The following is a 20,121-nucleotide window of genomic DNA, read 5'->3' as shown; positions in this document are numbered from 1 at the left end:
AGCCAAGGCGCCCCGCGCCGCGACGCAGCATCAGGCGGCTGAATGACCACTCACAAGCGCATCAGCGGCCGGCACGCAGGCGCCACAGCAGCCAGATGTAGATAGGCAGGTTGATCGCCAGCACCACGGCGCCCAGCCAGAGCTGGATCTGCGGCGTCAGCCCGGCCGGGTAGATCAGCGGGATCAGGTAGTGCTCGACGAACCCGCCGTCATAGCCGGCCTGTCCCGCCGCCAGGCGCAGCCGGTTCTCCAGTGGCGTGAGCGGGCACTGCAGGTGCAGCCACTCCACGGTCACGCCCCAGATCGCCGCCGGCAGGTGCAGCAGGGCCAGGCGCGGCCAGCGCAGCAAAGCGAGTGCGCCGCAGACCACGAACAGGATGAACGAAAAGTGCAGCAGCACGACCGCGTCGGCCGCCAATCGAAGAATCATTTTCATTCACTCCGCAGTTCATCGCGAATATATCTATCGGCGCTGTTTGCCGGAAATGGCGACATCAATCCGCCGCCCCGACAATTACTTCAATATATCAATTACTTAGCGCCAAACGCAGAAGCTAAACATTCTTATTTATATTAATTTTTATATATAATTCAATAACTTATATTTGACCAACTGCAACTTGGAGCGCAAACTTCGCCATCATCACTCACAACTCCGGGCGGACTCTCTCATGAAAGGCGACAAGAAGGTCATTCAGCATCTCAACAAGATCCTTGGCAACGAGCTGGTGGCGATCAACCAGTACTTCCTGCATGCCCGCATGTATGAGGACTGGGGCCTGAACCGGCTCGGCGAGCACGAGTACAAGGAATCCATCGACGAGATGAAGCACGCCGACAAACTGGTCAAGCGCATCCTGTTCCTCGAAGGCATTCCCAACCTGCAGGACCTCGGCAAGCTGATGATCGGCGAAAACACCAAGGAAATGCTGGCCAGCGACCTGCGCCTGGAAATGCAGGCCGTACCGGACCTGAAGGACGCCATCGCCTACTGCGAGGCCGTCGGCGACTATGGCAGCCGCGAACTGCTGGAAGACATCCTCGAATCCGAGGAAGAGCACATCGACTGGCTGGAGACCCAGCTGGGCCTGATCGACAAGGTCGGCCTGGAGAACTACCTGCAGTCGCAGATGGACGAATAAGGCCGCGAACCTCCGCCCTCGCGCCAGACGAAACGCCGCGATCCCCACCCGGGGGTCGCGGCGTTTTTCATGGCTCTGTCCACGCTGGTTGTTGCACACCTTGTGGGAGCGGATTTATCCGCGAATGTCGCGGCCTATGGGATGCCGCCCAGCCGCTCCCACTAACGCAGAATTGCGCCGCCAACATCTAACGAGACATAGCCTTTTTCATGGCTATGTCCCCGTTAGAGCTTGTCGTGCCCTGAGTTTTTCTGGATCCACGCCTGCGCGGGGATGACGAGGTAGGGGTGGAGTTTCTTCTGAAACCGTCATTCCCGCAAAGGCGGGACAGCAGCCGTATCGCTGAACAGCGCTTGCGCTGGCCCGAAGGGGAGTAATCCAGGGGCAGGCAGCTGTAGCGTCTGCAACACGTAACGGGGACACAACCTTTTCACGTCGTGGCCCTTCACTCCAGCAGGGATTGCAGCAGCGCTCGCCCTTCGGGCCAGTCGCCCAGGCCGCTGTCGCTGTTGATGTGCCCGCGGGCACCGATGTTGTGCCAGCGGCTGCCCCAGCGCGTGGCGGCGCCATGGGCGTGTTCCAGGCTGCCGTAGGGATCATCGCTGCTCGCCACTACCAGGCTGGGGAAGGCCAGCGGCAGGTCGGGCACGGGCACGAAGCCCTGGATGTTCAGCTCGGCCGCCGGGCCTTCCGGGTCGGGCGGCGCCACCAGCATGGCGGCGCGGATGCGCTGGCGGGTCTGCGCGGCCCAGTGGGCGACCAGCCCGCAGCCAAGGCTGTGCGCCACCAGCACGGTGTGCGGCCCGCTGGCGGCCACCGCCTGCTCCAGGGTCGCCACCCACTCCTCGCACACCGGATTCCACCAGTCGCGCTGCTCGACCCGGCGGAAACGCGGGTCCTGGTGCTGCCACAGGCTCTGCCAGTGGTCGGGACCGGAGTCGCCATAGCCGGGGATGATCAGGAAGGTGCAGTCCATGGTGCGTTCGCTCGTGCGGGAAGCCGATGCTCAACCATGCCCGAGGACGGCGGGCGCCTCAAGCCTCAGCCCGCCGTGGACTGGAAGTAATGGACACGCCAGCGTCCTGCCCCGTCGCGACGCAGTTCGATGCTGATCAGGCAGGCGCCCTCGAAGCGGGCGACGAGGCTGGGCATGTCCAGCTCGCGGTCATGCAGCCAGCGGCGCAGGCGGTTGCCGTTGGACTGCGGCGGGTGCATCCAGACCCGCGCCAACGGCTCGCGAGAGCACAGCTGGCGCCCGACCAGATCGCCGAAGTCGCTCAGGTTGCGGCCCGTCAAACCGTCCTCCTTCAGGGTCAGGTCGTAGGCCTGCTCCATCCGGTCGTCGCGCAGCAGTTGCAGGAATTCCTCCGCCACCGCCCAGGCCGCCGCGTTGTCGTACGGCGCCTTGAGCCAGGCGTAGGTGGCCGCGCCGCCCGCCAGCAGCACGCAGAGCCCGAGGGCCGCGAGCGTGCGCCGACTCACAGGTCCACCCCGTCGACGTCACGGAACAGCCGGCCGAACTGGCGCAGCAGCCAGAGCACGGCATTCACCGGCAACTCGACCAGCAGTTCCAGCACATCGAGCCAGGGGCTCTGCGCGTCCCGTCCGCGGGGCCACAGCCAGTACGCCAGCAGGAAGCACAGCGCCATGCCGACCAGCCACGGCAGCAACGAATCGCCGGTCAGCCCGTATACCAGGCAGGCGATGCCGGCCGTGAAGGCCAGCGACGACGACAGCATGCGAAGCAGTTCCATGCTCAGTTCACTCGCGGATCACGAACAGCTTCACCACCACCCACTCCACACCCTTGTACAGGTAGCCCAGCGGGCCGTAGATGGTCGGTGGCTGTGGTGGCGTCTGCTGGAGCAGCGTCAGGCGGATGACGGACATGTGGATCTGGTCGTTGAGGATGCGCATGCGGGCTTCCATCGCGTCGATTTCCGTCTGGACGCGGTTCAGCTCCGTTTCGATCTGCAGGATGTCCTTGACGTCCCTGGCCTTGCCCAGCAGATCGCGGAAGCGGTCGCGCAGGGCCAGGTTGGTCTTGAGCCGGGTATCCAGATCGACGTACTGCTCGGTGACGTCCTTGCCCTTGACGCTGCGCGACAACACCTTGCCGCTCTGTTCTATCTCGCTCACGGTACCGTCGAAGAGCTTGTCGGGCACGCGGTAGACGAGGTTGTAATTCAGTCCCCGATAGTCGCTCTTCTCCTCGACGTATCCGCCAAGAGCGACGATGCGGGCGTTGAGTTCCGCGACAGTCTTGTCGACATCGGCCACTTCCACGGAAAGATCGGCGCTCCATGCCAGCAGGCGTCCCTCGGGCCGGCCAACGGGCGACACCTGCTCCACGGGGGCGGATGCGGGCTCAGCGGCCGCACTCGGCGATTCGAAGCTCTTGTTGGAGCAGCCGCCCAGCAGGGTCAGGCACAGCGCCAGGACAACGGCGCCCCAGCGGGTAACGGGGGTATTCATCCTTGAGAGTTCCTCGGTTCGTCCATGTGTATGGCCGGCGATCATACCGCCGCCCACAAAAAAGGCTATGTACCCGTTAGTTGTTGCACGCCTTGTGGGAGCGGATTTATCCGAATTTCGCGGCCAAGGCCGCTCCCACAAGAGCAGAATTACGCCACCAACATATAACGGGTACATAGCCACAAAAAAGGGCAGCCCGAAGGCTGCCCCAGTCACGCATGGGAAACCGCTGTCAGTGAGCCGAAGCACCGCTGGCGCCGAGGCCGGTCTGCGAACGGACGAACTGCGGGTAGAAGCGTGCGCGCTCCTCGTCGGCGGCGCTGGACTTGTCGGTGATCGAGAAGAACCAGATGCCGATGAAGGCCACCGCGATGGAGAACAGCGCCGGGTACTCGTAGGGGTAGACCGGGGTGGCGTTGCCGAGGATCTGCACCCAGATGGTCGGGCCGAGCACCATCAGTACCACCGCAGTGATCAGGCCCAGCCAGCCGCCGATCATGGCGCCACGGGTGGTCAGCTTCTTCCAGTACATGGAGAGGATCAGCACCGGGAAGTTGCAGCTGGCGGCGATGGAGAAGGCCAGGCCGACCATAAAGGCGATGTTCTGCTTCTCGAACAGGATGCCCAGGCCGATCGCCAGCACACCGAGGATCACGGTGGTGATCTTCGATACGCGCAGCTCGTCCTTCTCGTTGGCCTTGCCCTTCTTGATCACGCTGGCGTACAGGTCGTGGGACACCGCCGAGGCGCCGGACAGGGTCAGGCCGGCGACCACCGCCAGGATGGTGGCGAAGGCCACGGCCGAGATGAAGCCGAGGAACAGGCTGCCGCCCACGGCATCGGCCAGGTGCACCGCCGCCATGTTGTTGCCGCCGATCAGGGCGCCGGCGGCGTCCTTGAAGTCCGGGTTGGTGCCGACCAGCAGGATCGCGCCGAAGCCGATGATGAAGGTCAGGATGTAGAAGTAGCCGATGAAGCCGGTGGCGTAGAACACCGATTTGCGAGCTTCCTTGGCGTCGGAGACGGTGAAGAAGCGCATCAGGATGTGCGGCAGGCCGGCGGTGCCGAACATCAGCGCCAGGCCCAGGGAGATGGCCGAGATCGGGTCCTTCACCAGGCCGCCGGGGCTCATGATCGCCTCGCCTTTCGGGTGCGCCTTGACCGCTTCGCTGAACAGGGTGCCGAAGTCGAAGCCGACGTGCTTCATCACCATCAGCGCCATGAAGGAGGCGCCGGACAGCAGCAGCACGGCCTTGATGATCTGCACCCAGGTGGTGGCCAGCATGCCGCCGAACAGCACGTAGCAGACCATCAGGATGCCGACCAGCACCACCGCGACGTGGTAGTCGAGGCCGAACAGCAGCTCGATCAGCTTGCCGGCGCCGACCATCTGCGCGATCAGGTAGAAGGCCACCACCACCAGCGAGCCGCAGGCGGACAGGGTGCGGATTTCCTTCTGCTTGAGGCGGAACGAGGCCACGTCGGCGAAGGTGTACTTGCCGAGGTTGCGCAGGCGTTCGGCGATCAGGAACAGGATCACCGGCCAGCCGACGAGGAAGCCGATCGAGTAGATCAGGCCGTCGTAGCCGGAGGCGAACACCAGGGCGGAAATGCCCAGGAAGGAAGCCGCCGACATGTAGTCGCCGGCGATCGCCAGGCCGTTCTGGAAGCCGGTGATGCCGCCGCCGGCGGTGTAGAAGTCGGCAGCCGACTTACTGCGCTTGGAAGCCCAGTAGGTGATGTAGAGGGTGAAGCCGACGAAGGCGACGAACATGACGATGGCCGCCATGTTCAGCGGCTGACGCTGCACGTCGCCTTCGAGAGCACCGGCAGCCCAGAGTGCCGGGGCAGCGACCATCAGGCCGATGGCAGTGAGCAGACGCGCGATCATTTCTGCACCTCGTCCAGGACTTCCTGGGTCATGCGGTCGAATTCGCCGTTGGCGCGCTTGACGTAGATGCCGGTCAGCACGAAGGCCGAGAGGATCAGGCCGACGCCCAGCGGAATGCCCAAGGTCATCGGCGAGTCGTCGCTGATGCGGGTGCCGAGCAGTTGCGGGTCGAAGGCGATCAGCAGGATGAAGGCCACGTAGAGGCCGAGCATGATGGCAGATAGGGTCCAGGCGAAGCGGTCGCGCTTGGCGACCAGTTCCTGGAAGCGCGGATTCTGCTCAATCCGCTTGTAGACGCTGTCGTTCATTGTTGTTGTCCTCCACAGCACGAGTTACGGTGAGGTCACTCTGCGAGCGGCGGACGTGGTGAGACAGACGACCTTAGTCGTAACACCCCGCCTCTCTCGACCAAAGTCTTAGCGGGTCGCTCGACGCCACAAAGAAAATCGATTCCTGGCAATCAATAAAGCGAACCTATCGACACCATCGGCAAGGGCGATTTCACGCCTGCCCGGCCGACGCCTTAAGGTGCACCCAAGAGAACAATTCTCATTAACCGAGGTGTGCCATGCTCAAGACCGTAACCTTCACCCTCATGCACTTCTGCATTGCCTTCGGCGTCGCCTACGCCCTGACCGGCAGCATCGCGGTGGGCGGCCTGGTGGCGGCGGTCGAGCCGCTGTGCAACTCGGTGGGCTTCTACTTCCACGAGAAACTCTGGAAGCGCTTCGAGAAACCGGGCAAGGCCAGCAGCGAGATTCCCCGCCACGCCTGGCTGCACCACCACGCCTGAGCGCCCCTGGAACAGGGCGCCCAAGGGGCCTTCCCCGGCCACCAGAAAACCTCAACGGCCGCAATGCGCTTCCGCTAAGATGCGGGGCTTTGCCACCTCGCACTCGCAGCCGACATGACCTCCAGCCCGCGCGCCCTGCTCCTGCCGTACCTGTTCGCCCTTACCCTCGCCCTCTCGGCGCTCGCCGCCATCTGGTACGGCATCGGTCACCCGGTGATCCTCGACGATGTGGCCACGCCCACCCACAAGCTGCAGTGCGCCTCCTACACCCCGTTCGGCAAGGACCAGTCGCCCTTCGACAAGCCGCTACAGATCCGCCCCGAGCAGGTGGACATCGACTTCGCCCAGTTGGCCAAGCGCTTCGAATGCGTGCGCACCTACTCCCAGACCGGCCTCGAAGCACTGCCCGAGCTGGCCCGCAAGCACGGCCTGAAGCTGCTAGCCGGCGCCTGGGTGAGCAGCAACCCGGTGGACACCCAGCTGGAAATCGACGCGCTGATCGCCAATGCCAAGGCCAACCCGGACGTGATCGAAGCGGTGATCGTCGGCAACGAGGCCCTGCTGCGCAAGGAAGTCACCGCCGCCCGCCTGGTCGAGCTGATCGGGCAGGTCAAGGCGCAGGTCGAGCAGCCGGTGACCTACGCGGACGTCTGGGAATTCTGGCTGCAGTACCCGGAAGTGGCGCCAGCCGTGGACTTCCTCACCATCCACCTGCTGCCCTACTGGGAAGACGACCCCACCGGCATCGACGCCGCGCTGAACCAGGTCGCCAACGTGCGCCGCACCTTCGGCACCGCCTACGCGCCCAAGGACATCCTGATCGGCGAGACCGGCTGGCCCAGCGAGGGCCGCCAGCGCGAGACGGCCGTGCCGAGCCGGGTCAACGAGGCATTGTTCATCCGTGGCTTCGTCAAGATGGCCGAGGAGAACGGCTGGCGCTACAACCTGATCGAGGCCTTCGACCAGCCGTGGAAGCGCGAAAGTGAAGGCGCCGTGGGCGGCTACTGGGGGCTGTTCGACGCCGACCGCCAGGACAAGGGCATCCTCGCCGGCCCGGTCTCCAACCTGCCACACTGGCCGCTGTGGCTGGGCGCGAGCGGCCTGCTGCTGCTCGCCGCGCTGGTCCTCGCCGGCCGCCCGGCCTCGACCCGCGCCGCCCTGCTGCTGCCGCCGACCGCCGCGCTCGGCGCCGCCTGCGCCCTGGGCTGGAGCGAGCTGGCCCTGATCGGCAGCCGCTACTGGGGCGAATGGCTGTGGGCCGCCGCCCTGCTCGGCCTGAATCTGCTGGTGCTGGCGCACGCCGTGCTGGCCCTGTCGACACGCAGCGGCTGGCGCGAACGCGCCTTCGCCTGGCTGGAGGCCCGTGGTGGCTGGTGGCTGGCGGCGGCCGGCTTCGCCGGCGCGGTGCTGATGCTCGGCCTGGTGTTCGATTCGCGCTACCGCAGCTTCCCCAGCGTGGCGCTGCTGCTGCCGGCGCTGGTCTACCTGTGCCGTCCGGTGCGCGGGCCGCGCCGGGAACTGGCGTTGCTGACCATCATCATCGGCGCCGGCATCGCCCCGCAGCTGTACCAGGAAGGTCTCTACAACCTGCAGGCCATCGGCTGGGCGCTGACCAGCGCGCTGCTGGTCGCGGCCCTGTGGCGCAGCCTGCGCGCCGCCCGGGGCTGAGGCGGATCAGCCCGGGCGTGGCGCGCGCACCAGCCTGAGGCCGGCCAGCACCAGGGCGAACACGGCCATGCTGGCGCTGTACAGCACCAGGGCGGGAATGCCGAAGAACAGCGCCAGCCCGCCGAGGAGCTTGCCGGCCCTGCCCGGTACGACGAAGGCCACGATGGCCAGCACCAGCGCGATCCAGGCGATCACCCGGAAATGGATCAGGTAGCCCAGCCCGGCGCGCATCTGGCACTCCCAGCGCGCGGCCTGCTCCACGCAGGCGCCCACCCACTGACCATCCTCCATCAGGGCGAAGCGCACGCCGTAGCTGGCCGCCAGCCACAGCGGCACTACCAGCAACAGCAGCAGAACAGGAAAATGGCGGGACATCTTGGCGCTCCGGCGGTCCGAAAAGGCGCCCAGCTTAATCCGCCCATGCCCGAGCGCAATACCGGACACTAGAATTCACGCCATGAACGCCCGCCGCCTGTTACTCGCCCTGGTCCTGCTGACGCTGATCGCGCTCGGCTGGCAGTGGCTGCGCCCGCAGACGCCGATGCCCCAGGTGACCTCCACAGGCGGCGTCATCCGTCTCGACGGCCACACCATCACGCCGCTGCAGCCGTTCCAGCTGGAGGCTCTGGTGCTGGGCCGCGAGGACTACCGCTTCGACCGCGGCGCCAAGGTCTCGCCCACCGACCTGGCGCTGGGCTGGGGACCGATGGCCGACCCGCAGGTGCTGGCGCGCATCGACATCCGCCAGGGCAACCGCTGGTACTACTGGCGCACCGCCGACTTTCCCATCCCCCGCCGCGACATCGAGACCCACAGTGCCAACATGCACTTGATCCCGGCCAACCAGGCCGTGGCCCACACCCTCAAGCGCATCAGGCCCGGCCAGCGCATCGCCCTGTCCGGGCAACTGGTGCGGGTGGACGGCGACGACGGCTTCCACTGGCAAAGCTCCCTGACCCGCGACGACGTGGGCGAAGGCGCCTGCGAGCTGATCTGGCTGGAGAGCCTGAGTGCGCTGGACTAGCCGCGTCGGGGTCCGTATATAGGCTTGCAAAGCCAAACGGCACTCGCAACGCTTGCACTTGTCATAAGCCCGGTATTCACTTCAGCAGTCCTTCGCCAAGGAATCTGGCCATGTCCCGTCTCCCACTCCTCGCTGCCCTGCTCGGCGGCCTGCTCTCCGGTGCGCCGGCGCTGGCCGCCGACATCGATGCCGCGGCCTACGGCTACCCGCTGGCCAACCCCTTCGAGGCCACCATCGCCACCACGCCGCCGGAGCTGCGCTCGCAGCTGCCCACCGACGACGACATCGACCAGGCCGACTACGAGCTGAAGCTGCGCCCCGAGCGCGAGTTCGAGCTGCCGGACAACTTCTGGCCGGTGAAGAAGCTGCGCTACCGCCTGGCCCGCCAGGACGGCAACGCGCCGCTGATCTTCATCATCTCCGGTACCGGCGCCAGTTACGCCAGCGGCAAGACGGAAGACCTCAAGCGCCTGTTCTACGGCGCCGGCTACCACGTCGTGCAGCTGTCCTCGCCGACCAGCTACGACTTCATGAGCGCCGCCTCGCGCACCGCCACCCCCGGCCTGTCCAAGCAGGATGCCGAAGACCTGTACCGGGTGATGATGGCCGTGCGCGCGCAGCACCCGGACCTGGAAATCAGCGAGTACCACCTCACCGGCTACAGCCTGGGCGCGCTAAATGCGGCCTTCGTCAGCGAACTGGACGAGCGCCTGCGCAGCTTCAACTTCAAGCGCGTGCTGCTGCTCAATCCGCCGGTCAACCTGTACACCTCGGTGACCAACCTGGACCGCCTGGTGCAGACCCGGGTCGCCGGCGTCGACAACGGCACCACCTACTTCGAGCTGATCCTGACCAAGCTCACCCGCTACTTCGAGGAACAGGGCCACATCGACCTCAACGATGCCCTGCTCTACGACTTCCAGCAGTCCGGGCAGAAGCTCAGCGACGAACAGCTCGCCATGCTGATCGGCAGCTCGTTCCGCTTCTCGGTGTCGGACATGGCCTTCACCGCCGACCTGATCAACCGCCGCGGCCTGATCACCCCGCCGCGCTACCCGATCAGCGAGGGCACCAGCCTGACGCCGTTCTTCAAGCGCGCGCTGCAATGCGACTTCGACTGCTACATCGTCGAGCAGCTGATGCCCTACTGGCGCGAGAAATTCGACGGTGGCAGCCTGCCGCAACTGGTCGACGAGGTCAGCCTGTACGCCCTCGAGGACTACCTGAAGAAGAATCCCAAAGTGGCGGTGATGCACAACGCCGACGACCTGATCCTCGGCCCCGGCGACCTCGGCTTCCTGCGCCGCACCTTCGGCGAGCGCCTGACCCTCTACCCGCGCGGCGGGCACTGCGGCAATCTCAACTACCGCGTCAACGGCGACGCCATGCTGGAGTTCTTCCGTGGCTAGAAAATGGACCTTCACGCTCGCCCTGCTGCTCGCCACCGGCCTGGCCCGGGCCGAACCCGTCGTGGATGAGGACGGCTTCACTAACCCGCTGGACCAGCTGGAGTTCAACCCCTACCTGGACCAGCGCGAATTCGAGCGTTCCACCATGGGCGCGCTGGCCGTCTACGACCCCTGGGAGTCCTGGAACCGCCGGGTCTACCACTTCAACTACCGCTTCGACGAGTGGGTGTTCCTGCCGGTGGTGCGCGGCTACCGCTACGTCACCCCGAGCTTCGTGCGCACCGGGGTGAGCAACTTCTTCGGCAACCTGGGCGACGTGCCCAACCTGCTCAACAGCCTGCTGCAGTTCAAGGGCAAGCGTTCGATGCAGACCACCGGGCGCCTGCTGGTCAACACCACCATCGGCATCGCCGGCCTGTGGGACCCGGCCACGCGCATGGGCCTGCCCCGGCAGAGCGAGGATTTCGGCCAGACCCTGGGCTTCTACGGCGTGCCGGACGGTCCCTACGTCATGCTGCCGCTGCTGGGTCCCTCCAACCTGCGCGACACGGGTGGCCGAGTGTTCGACTTCGTGGCCGAGAACCAGATCAACTACCTCAACGTCGCCGAGATCAGCAGCGATCACCCGGAGATCACCCTGCTGCGGGCGGTGGACACGCGCTACAGCACCAACTTCCGCTACGGCCAGCTGAACAGCCCGTTCGAGTACGAGAAGGTGCGCTACGTCTACCGCGAGGCGCGCAAGCTGCAGGTCGCCGAGTGACTCCCCTCTCCCCTTGGAGAGAGGGCGGGAGTGAGGTTCTTGCAGGCACCTCAAACCCTATTGAGCCGCGCTAGCGCGACGACAGCACCGGCGCCTCGTCGATCGCCACCTCGCTATGGCCGAGGAAACGGCACAGGGCGCCCTTTTGCGCCATCGCATCCTGATAGCCGAGTTCGATCAGCTCCCGGCAGTAGCCGGGCTCGAACAGCAGGTAGCTGAGCACGCCGGCGCCGCTGGCGCGGGTCGCGCCGGGACCACGCAGGAAGAAGCGCATGGAGCGCGGCAGCTCGTGGCGGTGGCGCGCGGCAATCTGGTCCAGCGGCTGGCTGGGCGAGATCACCAGCACCTCCACCGGTTTCAGTCCCAGGCCGCGCGGGTGCAGGCCGGAAGGCACCAGGCGGCTCATGTGGTTGAGCCGTTCCAGGGTCTCGATGTCGCCTTCCAGGCTGTCGATGAAGGTGCTGTTGAGCATGTGTCCGCCGATCTGCGCCAGGGTCGGCGGCAGGCCACTGCGCGGGCGCACCACCTGCTGGTTGACGTCCTTGCCGACCGGGTTGCCACTCACCCCCACCACCAGCACGCGGTTGGCGCCCAGATGCAGCGCGGGGCTGATCGGCGCCGACTGGCGCACCGCGCCGTCGCCGAAGTATTCGCGGTGGACCTTCACCGGCGGGAAGATCAGCGGAATCGCCGCGCTGGCCAGCAGGTGCTCCAGCTTCAGGCGGGTCGGCACGCCGACCCGGCGATGGCGGAACCAGGGGTCGATGGTGGCGCGGCCCTGGTAGAAAGTCACCGCCTGGCCGCTCTCGTAGCCGAAGGCGGTCACCGCCACCGCGCGCAGCTGACGCATGCGTACCGCCGCGGCGATGCCTGAAAAGTCCAGCTCGCGGGCCAGCAGGCCGCCCAGCGGCGAGCTGTCGAGCAGCGCCACCGGCAGGTCCTTGCCCAGCCCCAGGAGGCTATGGCCGAGGAAGCGGCTGGCCTGGCGCAGCACGCCCGGCCAGTCGCTGCGATACACGTCGGCACAGTGGAAGGCCTGCCAGACCTCGTTCAGCCGGCGCACGGCGCTGGCAAAGTGCAACGCCCCGCAGGCCAGCCCTACGGCGTTGATGGCGCCGGCCGAGGTGCCGACGATGACCGGAAAGGGATTGCGGCACGACTCGCCGAGCAGATCGGCGATCGCCCCCAGCACGCCTACCTGATAGGCCGCCCGTGCTCCGCCACCGGAAAGGATCAGACCGGTGACGGGCCTGGCGACATCCACTACTTCGGTCATGGGCGCTTTCCACTCTTTATCGTGAGTCTAGGAGGCTATTTCCCGCGTTTGCGATACAGGCGCGGCTCGCCCACCGGCCGGGTCTTGAAGCGGCGGTGCGCCCAGAGATACTGCGCGGGGCACTGGCTGACCGCCTGTTCGATCCAGCGGTTGATGCGCAGGCAGTCGGCCTCCTCGCTTTCGCCGGGGAAGTCCGCCAGCGGTGGATGGATCACCAGCCGGTAGCCGGAGCCATCGGCCAGGCGCTCCTGGGTGAAGGGCACCACCCGCGCCTTGCCCAGGCGGGCGAACTTGGTGGTGGCGGTGACCGTGGCCGCCGGAATGCCGAACAGCGGCACGAAGATGCTCTGCTTGCGGCCGTAGTCTTGATCCGGCGCGTACCAGATGGCGCGGCCGGCGCGCAGTACCTTGAGCATGGCGCGGATGTCCTCGCGCTCGATGGCGGTGGCGTCGCGGTTGTGCCGCTCGCGGCCGCGGCGCTGGATATAGTCGAACAGCGGGTTCTTGTGCTCCCGGTACATGCCGTCGATGGTGTGTACCTGGCCGAGCAGCGCCGCGCCGATCTCCAGGGTGGTGAAGTGCAGCGCCATCAGGATCACGCCCTGCCCCTCCTGCTGGGCCTGCCGCAGGTGTTCCAGCCCCTCGATGTGGGCCAGCCGGGCCAAGCGCTTCTTCGGCCACCACCAGCTCATGGCCATCTCGAAGAAGGCGATGCCGGTGGACGCGAAGTTCTCCTTCAGCAGCCGCGCGCGCTCGGCCTCGCTCCTGTCGGGGAAGCACAACTCCAGGTTGCGCGCCGCGATGGCCGGACGAGAGCCCGCAGTGTGGTACATCAGCGCGCCGAGCCAGCGGCCGAACACAAGCAGCACCCGGTACGGCAACTGCACCAGCAACCACAGCAACCCCAGGCCCAGCCACAGCAGCCAGAAACGCGGGTGAAGGAAGTAGGCGCGAAATTGCGGGCGGTCCATTGTGATTCCGGGCAGGCGACAAAGCCCGCCATTCTACAGTAGCGCTCGCGGCTTGCGGCGCTGCGGCCTTCTCGTTATAAGTCGTGCCCATTCAATGCAGTGGGCAGACCATGAGCCAAGCCGACCTCCTCGACCAAGACCCCGTGTTCCAGCTCAAGGGCAGCATGCTCGCCATCACCATCCTGGAACTGGCGCACAACGACCCGGAGCGCCTGGACCGGCAGCTGGCCGAAAAGGTGGCCCAGGCCCCCAATTTCTTCCAGAACACGCCGCTGGTGCTGGCCCTGGACAAGCTGCCGGAAGGCGAAGGCGACCTCGACCTGGGCAAGCTGATGGAGGTCTGCCGGCAGCACGGCCTGCGCACCCTGGCCATCCGCGCCAGCCGCGAGACCGACATCGCCGCCGCCGAAACCCTGGACATCCCGGTCCTGCCGCCTTCCGGCGCCCGGGAGAAGCTGATCGAGCCGGTGGAAGCACGCAAGAAGGAAGCGAAACCGGCCGAACCGCAGTACAAACCGACCAGGATCATCACCACGCCGGTGCGCGGCGGCCAGCAGATCTACGCCCAGGGCGGCGACCTGGTGGTGATGGCGCCGGTCAGTGCCGGCGCGGAACTTCTCGCCGATGGCAACATCCATGTGTACGGTCCGTTGCGCGGACGTGCCCTGGCCGGCGTGAAGGGCGATGCCAGGGCGCGGATCTTCTGCCAGCAGATGGGCGCCGAGATGCTCTCCGTGGCCGGTCAATACAAGACCGCCGAGGACCTGCGCCGCGACCCTCTGTGGGGCCAATCGGTACAGGTCAGCCTGTCGGGAGACGTGTTGAACATCACCCGCCTTTAACGGATACTGCGGCCAATTTTCAAGGACCAAAAAAGCCTTCGGAAGCCCGTATTTCGGCTCAGAAAAGCTTTTATTTTCAAATATTTGGGGTAAATCACCTTGGCCAAGATCCTCGTAGTCACTTCCGGCAAGGGCGGCGTGGGTAAAACCACCACCAGCGCCGCCATCGGTACCGGCCTCGCCCTGCGTGGCCACAAGACCGTCATCGTCGACTTCGACGTGGGCCTGCGTAACCTGGACCTGATCATGGGTTGCGAGCGCCGCGTGGTGTACGACTTCGTCAACGTGATCAACGGCGAGGCGACCCTGACCCAGGCCCTGATCAAGGACAAGCGCCTGGAGAACCTCTACGTGCTGGCTGCCAGCCAGACCCGCGACAAGGACGCCCTGACCAAGGAAGGCGTCGGCCGCGTGATCGACGAACTGGCGCAGAACTTCGAATACGTGATCTGCGACTCCCCGGCCGGCATCGAGACCGGTGCCCACCTGGCCATGTACTACGCCGACGAGGCCATCGTCGTTACCAACCCGGAAGTTTCCTCGGTCCGCGACTCCGACCGCATGCTGGGCCTGCTGGCCAGCAAGTCGCGCCGTGCCGAGCAGGGCCAGGAGCCGATCAAGGAACGCCTGCTGCTGACCCGCTACAACCCGGAGCGCGTGACCAAGGGCGAGATGCTCGGCGTGGAAGACGTCGAGGAAATCCTCGCCATCAACCTGCTGGGCGTGATCCCGGAATCCCAGGCCGTGCTGAAGGCGTCCAACCAGGGCGTGCCGGTCATCCTCGACGAGCAGAGCGACGCCGGCCAGGCCTACGGCGACGCCGTCGACCGCCTGCTGGGCAAGGATGTGCCCCACCGCTTCCTCGATGTCCAGAAGAAAGGGCTCATGCAACGCCTGTTTGGAGCGCGCTAATGAACATTTTCGACTTCTTTCGTGAACGCAAGAAGGAAACCCCTGCGTCGATCGCGAAAGAGCGTCTGTCGATCATCGTCGCCCACGAGCGCGGCCAGCGCAGCCAGCCGGACTACCTGCCGGCGCTGCAGAAGGAACTGGTCGAGGTGATCCGCAAGTACGTCAAGATCGAGCAGGATCAGGTGCAGGTGGCGCTGGAGAACCAGGGCAGCTGTTCCATCCTCGAACTCAACATCACCCTGCCCGATCGCTGATCGGGTTGCGGTGAGCGACGGCGGCCACGGCCGCCGTTGTCATTTGTGGAAAAGCCATGCCGCTGTCGAACATCCACATCATCCACCAGGACGACGCCCTGCTGGTGATCAACAAGCCCACCCTGCTGCTCTCGGTGCCCGGCCGCGCCGAGGACAACCGCGACTGCCTGATCACCCGCCTGCAGGAGAACGGCTACCCCGAGGCGCGGATCGTCCACCGCCTGGACTGGGAGACCTCCGGCCTCATCGTCCTGGCCCGCGACCCGGACAGCCACCGCGAGCTGTCGCGCCAGTTCCACGACCGCGAGACCGAGAAGGCCTACACCGCCCTGTGCTGGGGCCAGCCGGAACTCGACAGCGGCAGCGTCGACCTGCCCCTGCGCTACGACCCGCCGACCAAGCCGCGCCACGTGGTGGACCACGAGCAGGGCAAGCACGCCCTGACCTTCTGGCGCGTGGTCGAGCGCTGCGGCCACTACTGCCGGGTGGAACTGACGCCCATCACCGGCCGCTCGCACCAGTTGCGCGTGCACATGCTCTCCATCGGCCACCCGCTGCTCGGCGACCGCCTCTACGCCCACGACGAAGCCCTGGCCGCCCACGAGCGCCTGTGCCTGCACGCCAGTATGCTCGCCCTGACCCACCCGCAGAGTGGCCAGCGCCTGCGCTTCGACTGCCCGGCGCCGTTCTGAGCGTGGCCGACTTCGACGTCGCCACTCGCGGCGCGCCCGCCCATCCCACGCTGCTGGAAGCCCTGCGCCACTGGAACGGCGCGCCGGGCCTGGCCCTGGACCTGGGCTGCGGCATGGGCCGCGACACACTCGAACTGCTGCGCCAGGGCTGGCGGGTGCAGGCCATCGACAGCCGCCAGGCCGCCCTCGACGGGCTGGGCGAGCAGGCGAGCGAATATGGCGAACGGCTCGAACTGCGCTGCGGCGCCTTCCAGGCGCTGGAGCTGCCCGCAGCCGAGCTGATCAACGCCAGCTTCGCCCTGCCCTTCTGCCCGCCGGCGGACTTTCCCGAGCTGTGGCGCGGCATCGGACAGGCGCTGGTGCCGGGAGGCCTGTTCGCCGGCCACTTCTTCGGCGAGCGCGACCAGTGGCAGACACGCGGCCTGACCCTGCACACCCGCGCTGAACTCGAACGGCTGCTCGACGACTGGGAGCCACTGCAGTTCGAGGAGCACGAGTGGGACGGCAAGACCGCCACCGGACACGCTAAGCACTGGCACCTGTTCGCCGTGGTCGCCCGCAGGCGCTGAGCCCTTTCACGACGACAGTGCGATAAACTCGGGGCCATCGCCGTCCGGAGTCCGTCATGCGAGCAGAACTGAACCAGGGCCTGATCGATTTTCTCAAGGCCTCGCCCACGCCCTTCCACGCCACCCGCAGCCTGGCGCAGCGCCTGCACAGCGCCGGCTTCCGTCCGCTGGACGAGCGCGAGCCCTGGCTCACCGAGCCCGGCCGCCGCTACTACGTGACCCGCAACGACTCCTCGATCATCGCCTTCCGCCTCGGCAACCGCCCGCCGCTGGAAGGTGGCCTGCGCCTGGTCGGCGCCCACACCGACAGCCCCTGCCTGCGAGTCAAGCCACAGCCGGAGCTGCAGCGCCAGGGCTTCTTCCAGTTGGGCGTGGAGGTCTACGGCGGTGCCCTGCTGGCGCCCTGGTTCGACCGCGACCTGTCCCTGGCCGGGCGAGTGACCTTCCGCGAGAGCGGCCGGGTCAAGAGCCAACTGATCGACTTCGAGCAGCCCATCGCCGTCATCCCCAACCTGGCCATCCACCTCAACCGCGAGGCCAACCAGGGCTGGCCGATCAACGCTCAGACCGAGCTGCCGCCGATCCTCGCCCAGATCAGCGGCGACGAGCGCGCCGACTTTCGCGCCCTGCTCGCCGACCGCCTGGCCAGCGAGCACGGCATCGCCGCCGATGCGGTGCTGGACTACGAACTGAGCTTCTACGACACCCAGGGCGCCGCCGTCATCGGCCTCAACCAGGACTTCATCGCCGGCGCCCGCCTGGACAACCTGCTGTCCTGCTACGCCGGCCTGCAGGCGCTGCTCGCGGCCGGGGGCGACGAGAGCTGCGTGCTGGTATGCACCGACCACGAGGAAATCGGCTCCTGCTCGGCCTGCGGCGCCGACGGCCCGTTCCTCGAACAGGTGCTGCGTCGCGTGCTGCCGGAGGGCGACACCTTCGTCCGGGTCATCCAGAAGTCGCTGCTGGTGTCCGCCGACAACGCCCACGGCGTGCATCCCAACTACGCCGACAAGCACGACGCCAACCACGGCCCGAAGCTCAACGCCGGCCCGGTGATCAAGGTCAACAGCAACCAGCGCTACGCCACCAACAGCGAGACCGCCGGTTTCTTCCGCCACCTGTGCCTGGCCGAAGAGGTGCCGGTGCAGAGCTTCGTGGTGCGCAGCGACATGGGCTGCGGCTCGACCATCGGCCCGATCACCGCCAGCCAGCTGGGCGTGAACACCGTGGACATCGGCCTGCCGACCTTCGCCATGCACTCCATCCGCGAACTGGCCGGCAGCCATGACCTGGCCCACCTGGTAAGGGTGCTGACTGCCTTCTACGCCAGCGCCGAACTGGCCTGAGCCCCTCTCCCACGAGGAATGAGAGAAGAATCGCCCTTCAATCCGGCACTTCGACGCTGACCCGCACGGCGTCGTGGCGCCAGAACTCCACGTCGCAATCGATGATCCGCCCGTGCTGGTCGCGGTTGACCCGGGTGATGCGCAGCCCCGGGCTGCCCGGCGCGGCCTTGAGGTTGAGGGCCGCCTCGGCCGGCAGCACGGTGGGCAGGATGTCGAAGGCCACCCGGCCATAGCGGATGTCGTAGCGACTGGCATACAGCTCGGTCAGCGAAACCGTCAGGTCGTGGTCGAGGATGCCGGGGAAATAAGCCGGGTTCAGGTAGTGCTCGACGTAGAGCACCAGCCGCCCGTCGATGCGCCGCACCCGCCGGATCTGCAGCACCGCCGACAGCGCCGGCAGTTCCAGGCGCGCGCAGATATCCACCGGCGCCGGCATCGAGCGCGCACTCAGCAGCTCGGTCGCGGGCTGCCGCCCCTGCTCATGCGCCATCGCGTGGAAGTGGCTGCGCCCCAGCGGGTTGTAGGCCAGGCGCCGGGGCGAGACGAACCAGCCGCGGCGCTCCTCGCGATAGATACGGCCCTCGGCCTCCAGCTGGCCCAGCGCCTCGCGCAGGGTGATGCGGGTGGTCTCGAACAGCTCGCTGAGGCGGCGCTCGGCCGGCAGCTTGCCGCCCTCCGGCAGCAGGCCGTACTCGATCTGTTCGAGCAGCGCGCGGCCGATGGCGGTGACGGTACGGGGCGCTTCTTCGCGCATCAGGCTTCTCCCATCTGGACTAGACCAGCACCGGAACCCTGCCCGGATGTGGCCATGCTAGGCAGCCCAGATGACTGCCGGATGACAGCCGCGGCTTGTGGGCCTGGTGTCGGTAGACGGCGGACCAGCCGAACAGCTCCTGCACCTCGCACACCGGCCTGGCCGCCATGAAAACGTCACACAAGGCTTCTAGATTGAGCCGCAGCCGCACTGATCTAGACCAACCCGACAAGGAGCTCCACATGAAACGCCTGCTGCTGATTTCACTGCTGGGATCGGCCATCGTCCTGGGCAACCAGGCCATGGCCAGCGAAGACCTGAAGGCGCTGGAACAGGCCGCCCGCGCCGAGGGCGAAGTCAACAGCGTCGGCATGCCCGACAGCTGGGCCAACTGGAAGGACACCTGGGCCGACCTGAACAGGCTGTACGGCCTCAAGCACATGGACACCGACATGAGCTCGGCCCAGGAAATCGCCAAGTTCGAGGCCGAGAAGGACAACGCCAGCGCCGACATCGGCGACGTCGGCGCCGCCTTCGGCCCCATCGCCGTGCAGAAGGGCGTGACCCAGCCCTACAAGCCAAGCACCTGGGAGCAGATCCCGGCCTGGGCCAAGGACCAGGACGGCCACTGGATGCTGGCCTATACCGGCTCCATCGCCTTCATCGTCAACAAGCGGCTGGTCAAGGAGGCCCCCAGGTCCTGGGCCGACCTCAAGCAGGGCAGCTACCGGGTCGCCATCGGCGACGTCAGCGCCGCCGCCCAGGCCGTCAACGGCGTGCTGGCTGCGGCCATCGCCAACGGCGGCGACGAGAAGAACATCCAGCCGGGCCTGGACTTCTTCGCCGAGATCGCCAAGCAGGGCCGCCTGTCGCTGTCCAACCCGAACATCCAGACCCTGGAGAAGGGCGAGGTGGAAGTCGGCGTGGTGTGGGACTTCAACGGCCTGTCCTACCGAGCCCAGATCGACCCGAGCCGCTTCGAGGTTCTGATCCCGTCCGACGGCTCGGTGATCTCCGGCTACACCACCGTCATCAACAAGTACGCCCGGCATCCGAACGCCGCCAAGCTGGCGCGCGAGTACATCCTCAGCGACGCCGGCCAGATCAACCTGGCCAAGGGCAACGCCCGGCCGATCCGCGCCGAGCACCTGACCCTGCCGGCCGAGGTTCAGGCCCGGCTGCTACCCAACGAGCAGTACGCCAAGGTCCAGCCGATCAGGGACGCCGCCTGGGAGGCGACCTCCAAGGCCCTGCCGCAGCTGTGGCAGGAACACGTGATCATCGAAATGCAGTGAACGCGACGCGGAGCCCGCACGGGCTCCGCTTTCATCGCGGTCATG

The 20,121-nt window shown here is 66.5% G+C and carries 24 protein-coding genes; 13 read left to right on the top strand and 11 right to left on the bottom strand.

Features of this window, described 5'->3' with window-relative positions:
* Positions 1-61: 61 nt before the first annotated feature.
* Entirely contained in the window at positions 62-430 is a 369-nt protein-coding gene (locus N7640_RS08325; protein ID WP_279903453.1) for a DUF2784 domain-containing protein, read from the bottom strand.
* Positions 431-671: 241 nt separating this feature from the next.
* On the opposite strand from N7640_RS08325, the gene bfr reads away from it, so the two are divergent.
* On the top strand, positions 672-1,142 hold the full coding sequence (gene bfr, locus N7640_RS08320; protein ID WP_220811050.1) for a bacterioferritin: 471 nt from the start codon (positions 672-674) through the stop codon (positions 1,140-1,142).
* Positions 1,143-1,587: 445 nt separating this feature from the next.
* Here bfr and N7640_RS08315 read toward each other — a convergent pair whose 3' ends face one another.
* The 6 genes from N7640_RS08315 to N7640_RS08290 form a co-directional block, all read right to left on the bottom strand.
* Positions 1,588-2,118 (bottom strand): alpha/beta fold hydrolase, encoded by a 531-nt coding sequence (locus N7640_RS08315; protein WP_279903451.1) that lies wholly within the window; start codon positions 2,116-2,118, stop codon positions 1,588-1,590.
* A gap of 65 nt (positions 2,119-2,183) precedes the next feature.
* A complete protein-coding gene (locus N7640_RS08310; protein ID WP_279903450.1) occupies positions 2,184-2,624 on the bottom strand; it encodes a hypothetical protein in 441 nt (146 codons plus the stop codon).
* Positions 2,621-2,896, bottom strand: a complete 276-nt coding sequence (locus N7640_RS08305; protein WP_279903449.1) for a hypothetical protein — start codon at positions 2,894-2,896, stop codon at positions 2,621-2,623. Before N7640_RS08305 ends, N7640_RS08310 begins: the two co-directional genes overlap by 4 nt.
* A 7-nt stretch (positions 2,897-2,903) precedes the next feature.
* Positions 2,904-3,617: a DUF4349 domain-containing protein gene (locus N7640_RS08300; RefSeq protein ID WP_279903448.1), complete on the bottom strand. Its 714-nt coding sequence runs from the start codon at positions 3,615-3,617 to the stop codon at positions 2,904-2,906.
* 232 nt (positions 3,618-3,849) lie between these two features.
* Entirely contained in the window at positions 3,850-5,508 is a 1,659-nt protein-coding gene (locus tag N7640_RS08295) for a cation acetate symporter (RefSeq protein ID WP_279903447.1), read from the bottom strand.
* Complete coding sequence (locus N7640_RS08290; RefSeq protein WP_220811056.1) at positions 5,505-5,816, bottom strand: DUF485 domain-containing protein; 312 nt, start codon at positions 5,814-5,816, stop codon at positions 5,505-5,507. The genes N7640_RS08295 and N7640_RS08290 overlap by 4 nt, the downstream gene beginning before the upstream one ends.
* A 260-nt stretch (positions 5,817-6,076) precedes the next feature.
* On the opposite strand from N7640_RS08290, the gene N7640_RS08285 reads away from it, so the two are divergent.
* Both N7640_RS08285 and N7640_RS08280 read left to right on the top strand, forming a co-directional pair.
* Positions 6,077-6,301: a DUF2061 domain-containing protein gene (locus N7640_RS08285; protein WP_279903446.1), complete on the top strand. Its 225-nt coding sequence runs from the start codon at positions 6,077-6,079 to the stop codon at positions 6,299-6,301.
* A 114-nt stretch (positions 6,302-6,415) separates the two neighbouring features.
* Positions 6,416-7,969 (top strand): beta (1-6) glucans synthase, encoded by a 1,554-nt coding sequence (locus N7640_RS08280; protein WP_279903444.1) that lies wholly within the window; start codon positions 6,416-6,418, stop codon positions 7,967-7,969.
* Between the two features lie 6 nt (positions 7,970-7,975).
* On the opposite strand, the gene N7640_RS08275 is transcribed toward N7640_RS08280, so the two are convergent.
* A complete protein-coding gene (locus N7640_RS08275) occupies positions 7,976-8,344 on the bottom strand; it encodes a hypothetical protein (protein ID WP_279903443.1) in 369 nt (122 codons plus the stop codon).
* A gap of 82 nt (positions 8,345-8,426) precedes the next feature.
* Between N7640_RS08275 and N7640_RS08270 the strand changes: the two genes are divergently transcribed.
* From N7640_RS08270 to N7640_RS08260, 3 genes are all read left to right on the top strand, one after another.
* Entirely contained in the window at positions 8,427-8,993 is a 567-nt protein-coding gene (locus N7640_RS08270; RefSeq protein WP_279903442.1) for a hypothetical protein, read from the top strand.
* A 110-nt stretch (positions 8,994-9,103) separates the two neighbouring features.
* Positions 9,104-10,402 carry a serine/threonine protein kinase gene (locus tag N7640_RS08265; RefSeq protein ID WP_279903441.1) on the top strand — a complete coding sequence of 433 codons (1,299 nt, stop codon included), beginning with the start codon at positions 9,104-9,106 and terminating at the stop codon, positions 10,400-10,402.
* A gap of 22 nt (positions 10,403-10,424) precedes the next feature.
* Positions 10,425-11,165: a VacJ family lipoprotein gene (locus N7640_RS08260; protein ID WP_279903627.1), complete on the top strand. Its 741-nt coding sequence runs from the start codon at positions 10,425-10,427 to the stop codon at positions 11,163-11,165.
* Positions 11,166-11,235: 70 nt separating this feature from the next.
* Here N7640_RS08260 and N7640_RS08255 read toward each other — a convergent pair whose 3' ends face one another.
* Positions 11,236-12,441 (bottom strand): patatin-like phospholipase family protein, encoded by a 1,206-nt coding sequence (locus tag N7640_RS08255; RefSeq protein WP_279903440.1) that lies wholly within the window; start codon positions 12,439-12,441, stop codon positions 11,236-11,238.
* Positions 12,442-12,476: 35 nt separating this feature from the next.
* Positions 12,477-13,412, bottom strand: a complete 936-nt coding sequence (locus tag N7640_RS08250; protein WP_279903439.1) for a lipid A biosynthesis lauroyl acyltransferase — start codon at positions 13,410-13,412, stop codon at positions 12,477-12,479.
* A 110-nt stretch (positions 13,413-13,522) separates the two neighbouring features.
* Between N7640_RS08250 and minC the strand changes: the two genes are divergently transcribed.
* From minC to N7640_RS08220, 6 genes are all read left to right on the top strand, one after another.
* Positions 13,523-14,254, top strand: coding sequence for a septum site-determining protein MinC (gene minC, locus N7640_RS08245; protein ID WP_279903438.1), 732 nt, complete (start codon positions 13,523-13,525; stop codon positions 14,252-14,254).
* Positions 14,255-14,353: 99 nt separating this feature from the next.
* Positions 14,354-15,166 (top strand): septum site-determining protein MinD, encoded by an 813-nt coding sequence (minD, locus tag N7640_RS08240; protein ID WP_220811066.1) that lies wholly within the window; start codon positions 14,354-14,356, stop codon positions 15,164-15,166.
* Positions 15,166-15,420, top strand: a complete 255-nt coding sequence (gene minE, locus N7640_RS08235) for a cell division topological specificity factor MinE (protein ID WP_192322011.1) — start codon at positions 15,166-15,168, stop codon at positions 15,418-15,420. The genes minD and minE overlap by 1 nt, the downstream gene beginning before the upstream one ends.
* Before the next feature lie 56 nt (positions 15,421-15,476).
* Positions 15,477-16,112 (top strand): RluA family pseudouridine synthase, encoded by a 636-nt coding sequence (locus N7640_RS08230; protein ID WP_279903437.1) that lies wholly within the window; start codon positions 15,477-15,479, stop codon positions 16,110-16,112.
* A gap of 2 nt (positions 16,113-16,114) precedes the next feature.
* Complete coding sequence (locus N7640_RS08225) at positions 16,115-16,681, top strand: class I SAM-dependent methyltransferase (RefSeq protein WP_279903436.1); 567 nt, start codon at positions 16,115-16,117, stop codon at positions 16,679-16,681.
* A gap of 56 nt (positions 16,682-16,737) precedes the next feature.
* Positions 16,738-18,027 carry a M18 family aminopeptidase gene (locus N7640_RS08220; protein ID WP_279903435.1) on the top strand — a complete coding sequence of 430 codons (1,290 nt, stop codon included), beginning with the start codon at positions 16,738-16,740 and terminating at the stop codon, positions 18,025-18,027.
* Positions 18,028-18,064: 37 nt separating this feature from the next.
* On the opposite strand, the gene N7640_RS08215 is transcribed toward N7640_RS08220, so the two are convergent.
* Complete coding sequence (locus N7640_RS08215; RefSeq protein ID WP_279903434.1) at positions 18,065-18,781, bottom strand: UTRA domain-containing protein; 717 nt, start codon at positions 18,779-18,781, stop codon at positions 18,065-18,067.
* Between the two features lie 242 nt (positions 18,782-19,023).
* On the opposite strand from N7640_RS08215, the gene N7640_RS08210 reads away from it, so the two are divergent.
* On the top strand, positions 19,024-20,076 hold the full coding sequence (locus N7640_RS08210) for an extracellular solute-binding protein (protein WP_279903433.1): 1,053 nt from the start codon (positions 19,024-19,026) through the stop codon (positions 20,074-20,076).
* Positions 20,077-20,121: the final 45 nt, after the last annotated feature.

The organism is Pseudomonas sp. GD04015 (assembly GCF_029837675.1).
GTDB classification, from domain to species: Bacteria; Pseudomonadota; Gammaproteobacteria; order Pseudomonadales; family Pseudomonadaceae; genus Aquipseudomonas; species Aquipseudomonas paralcaligenes.
The sequence above is the reverse complement of the archived record's forward strand: the minus strand, read 5'-3'. Positions and strand labels throughout refer to the sequence as shown.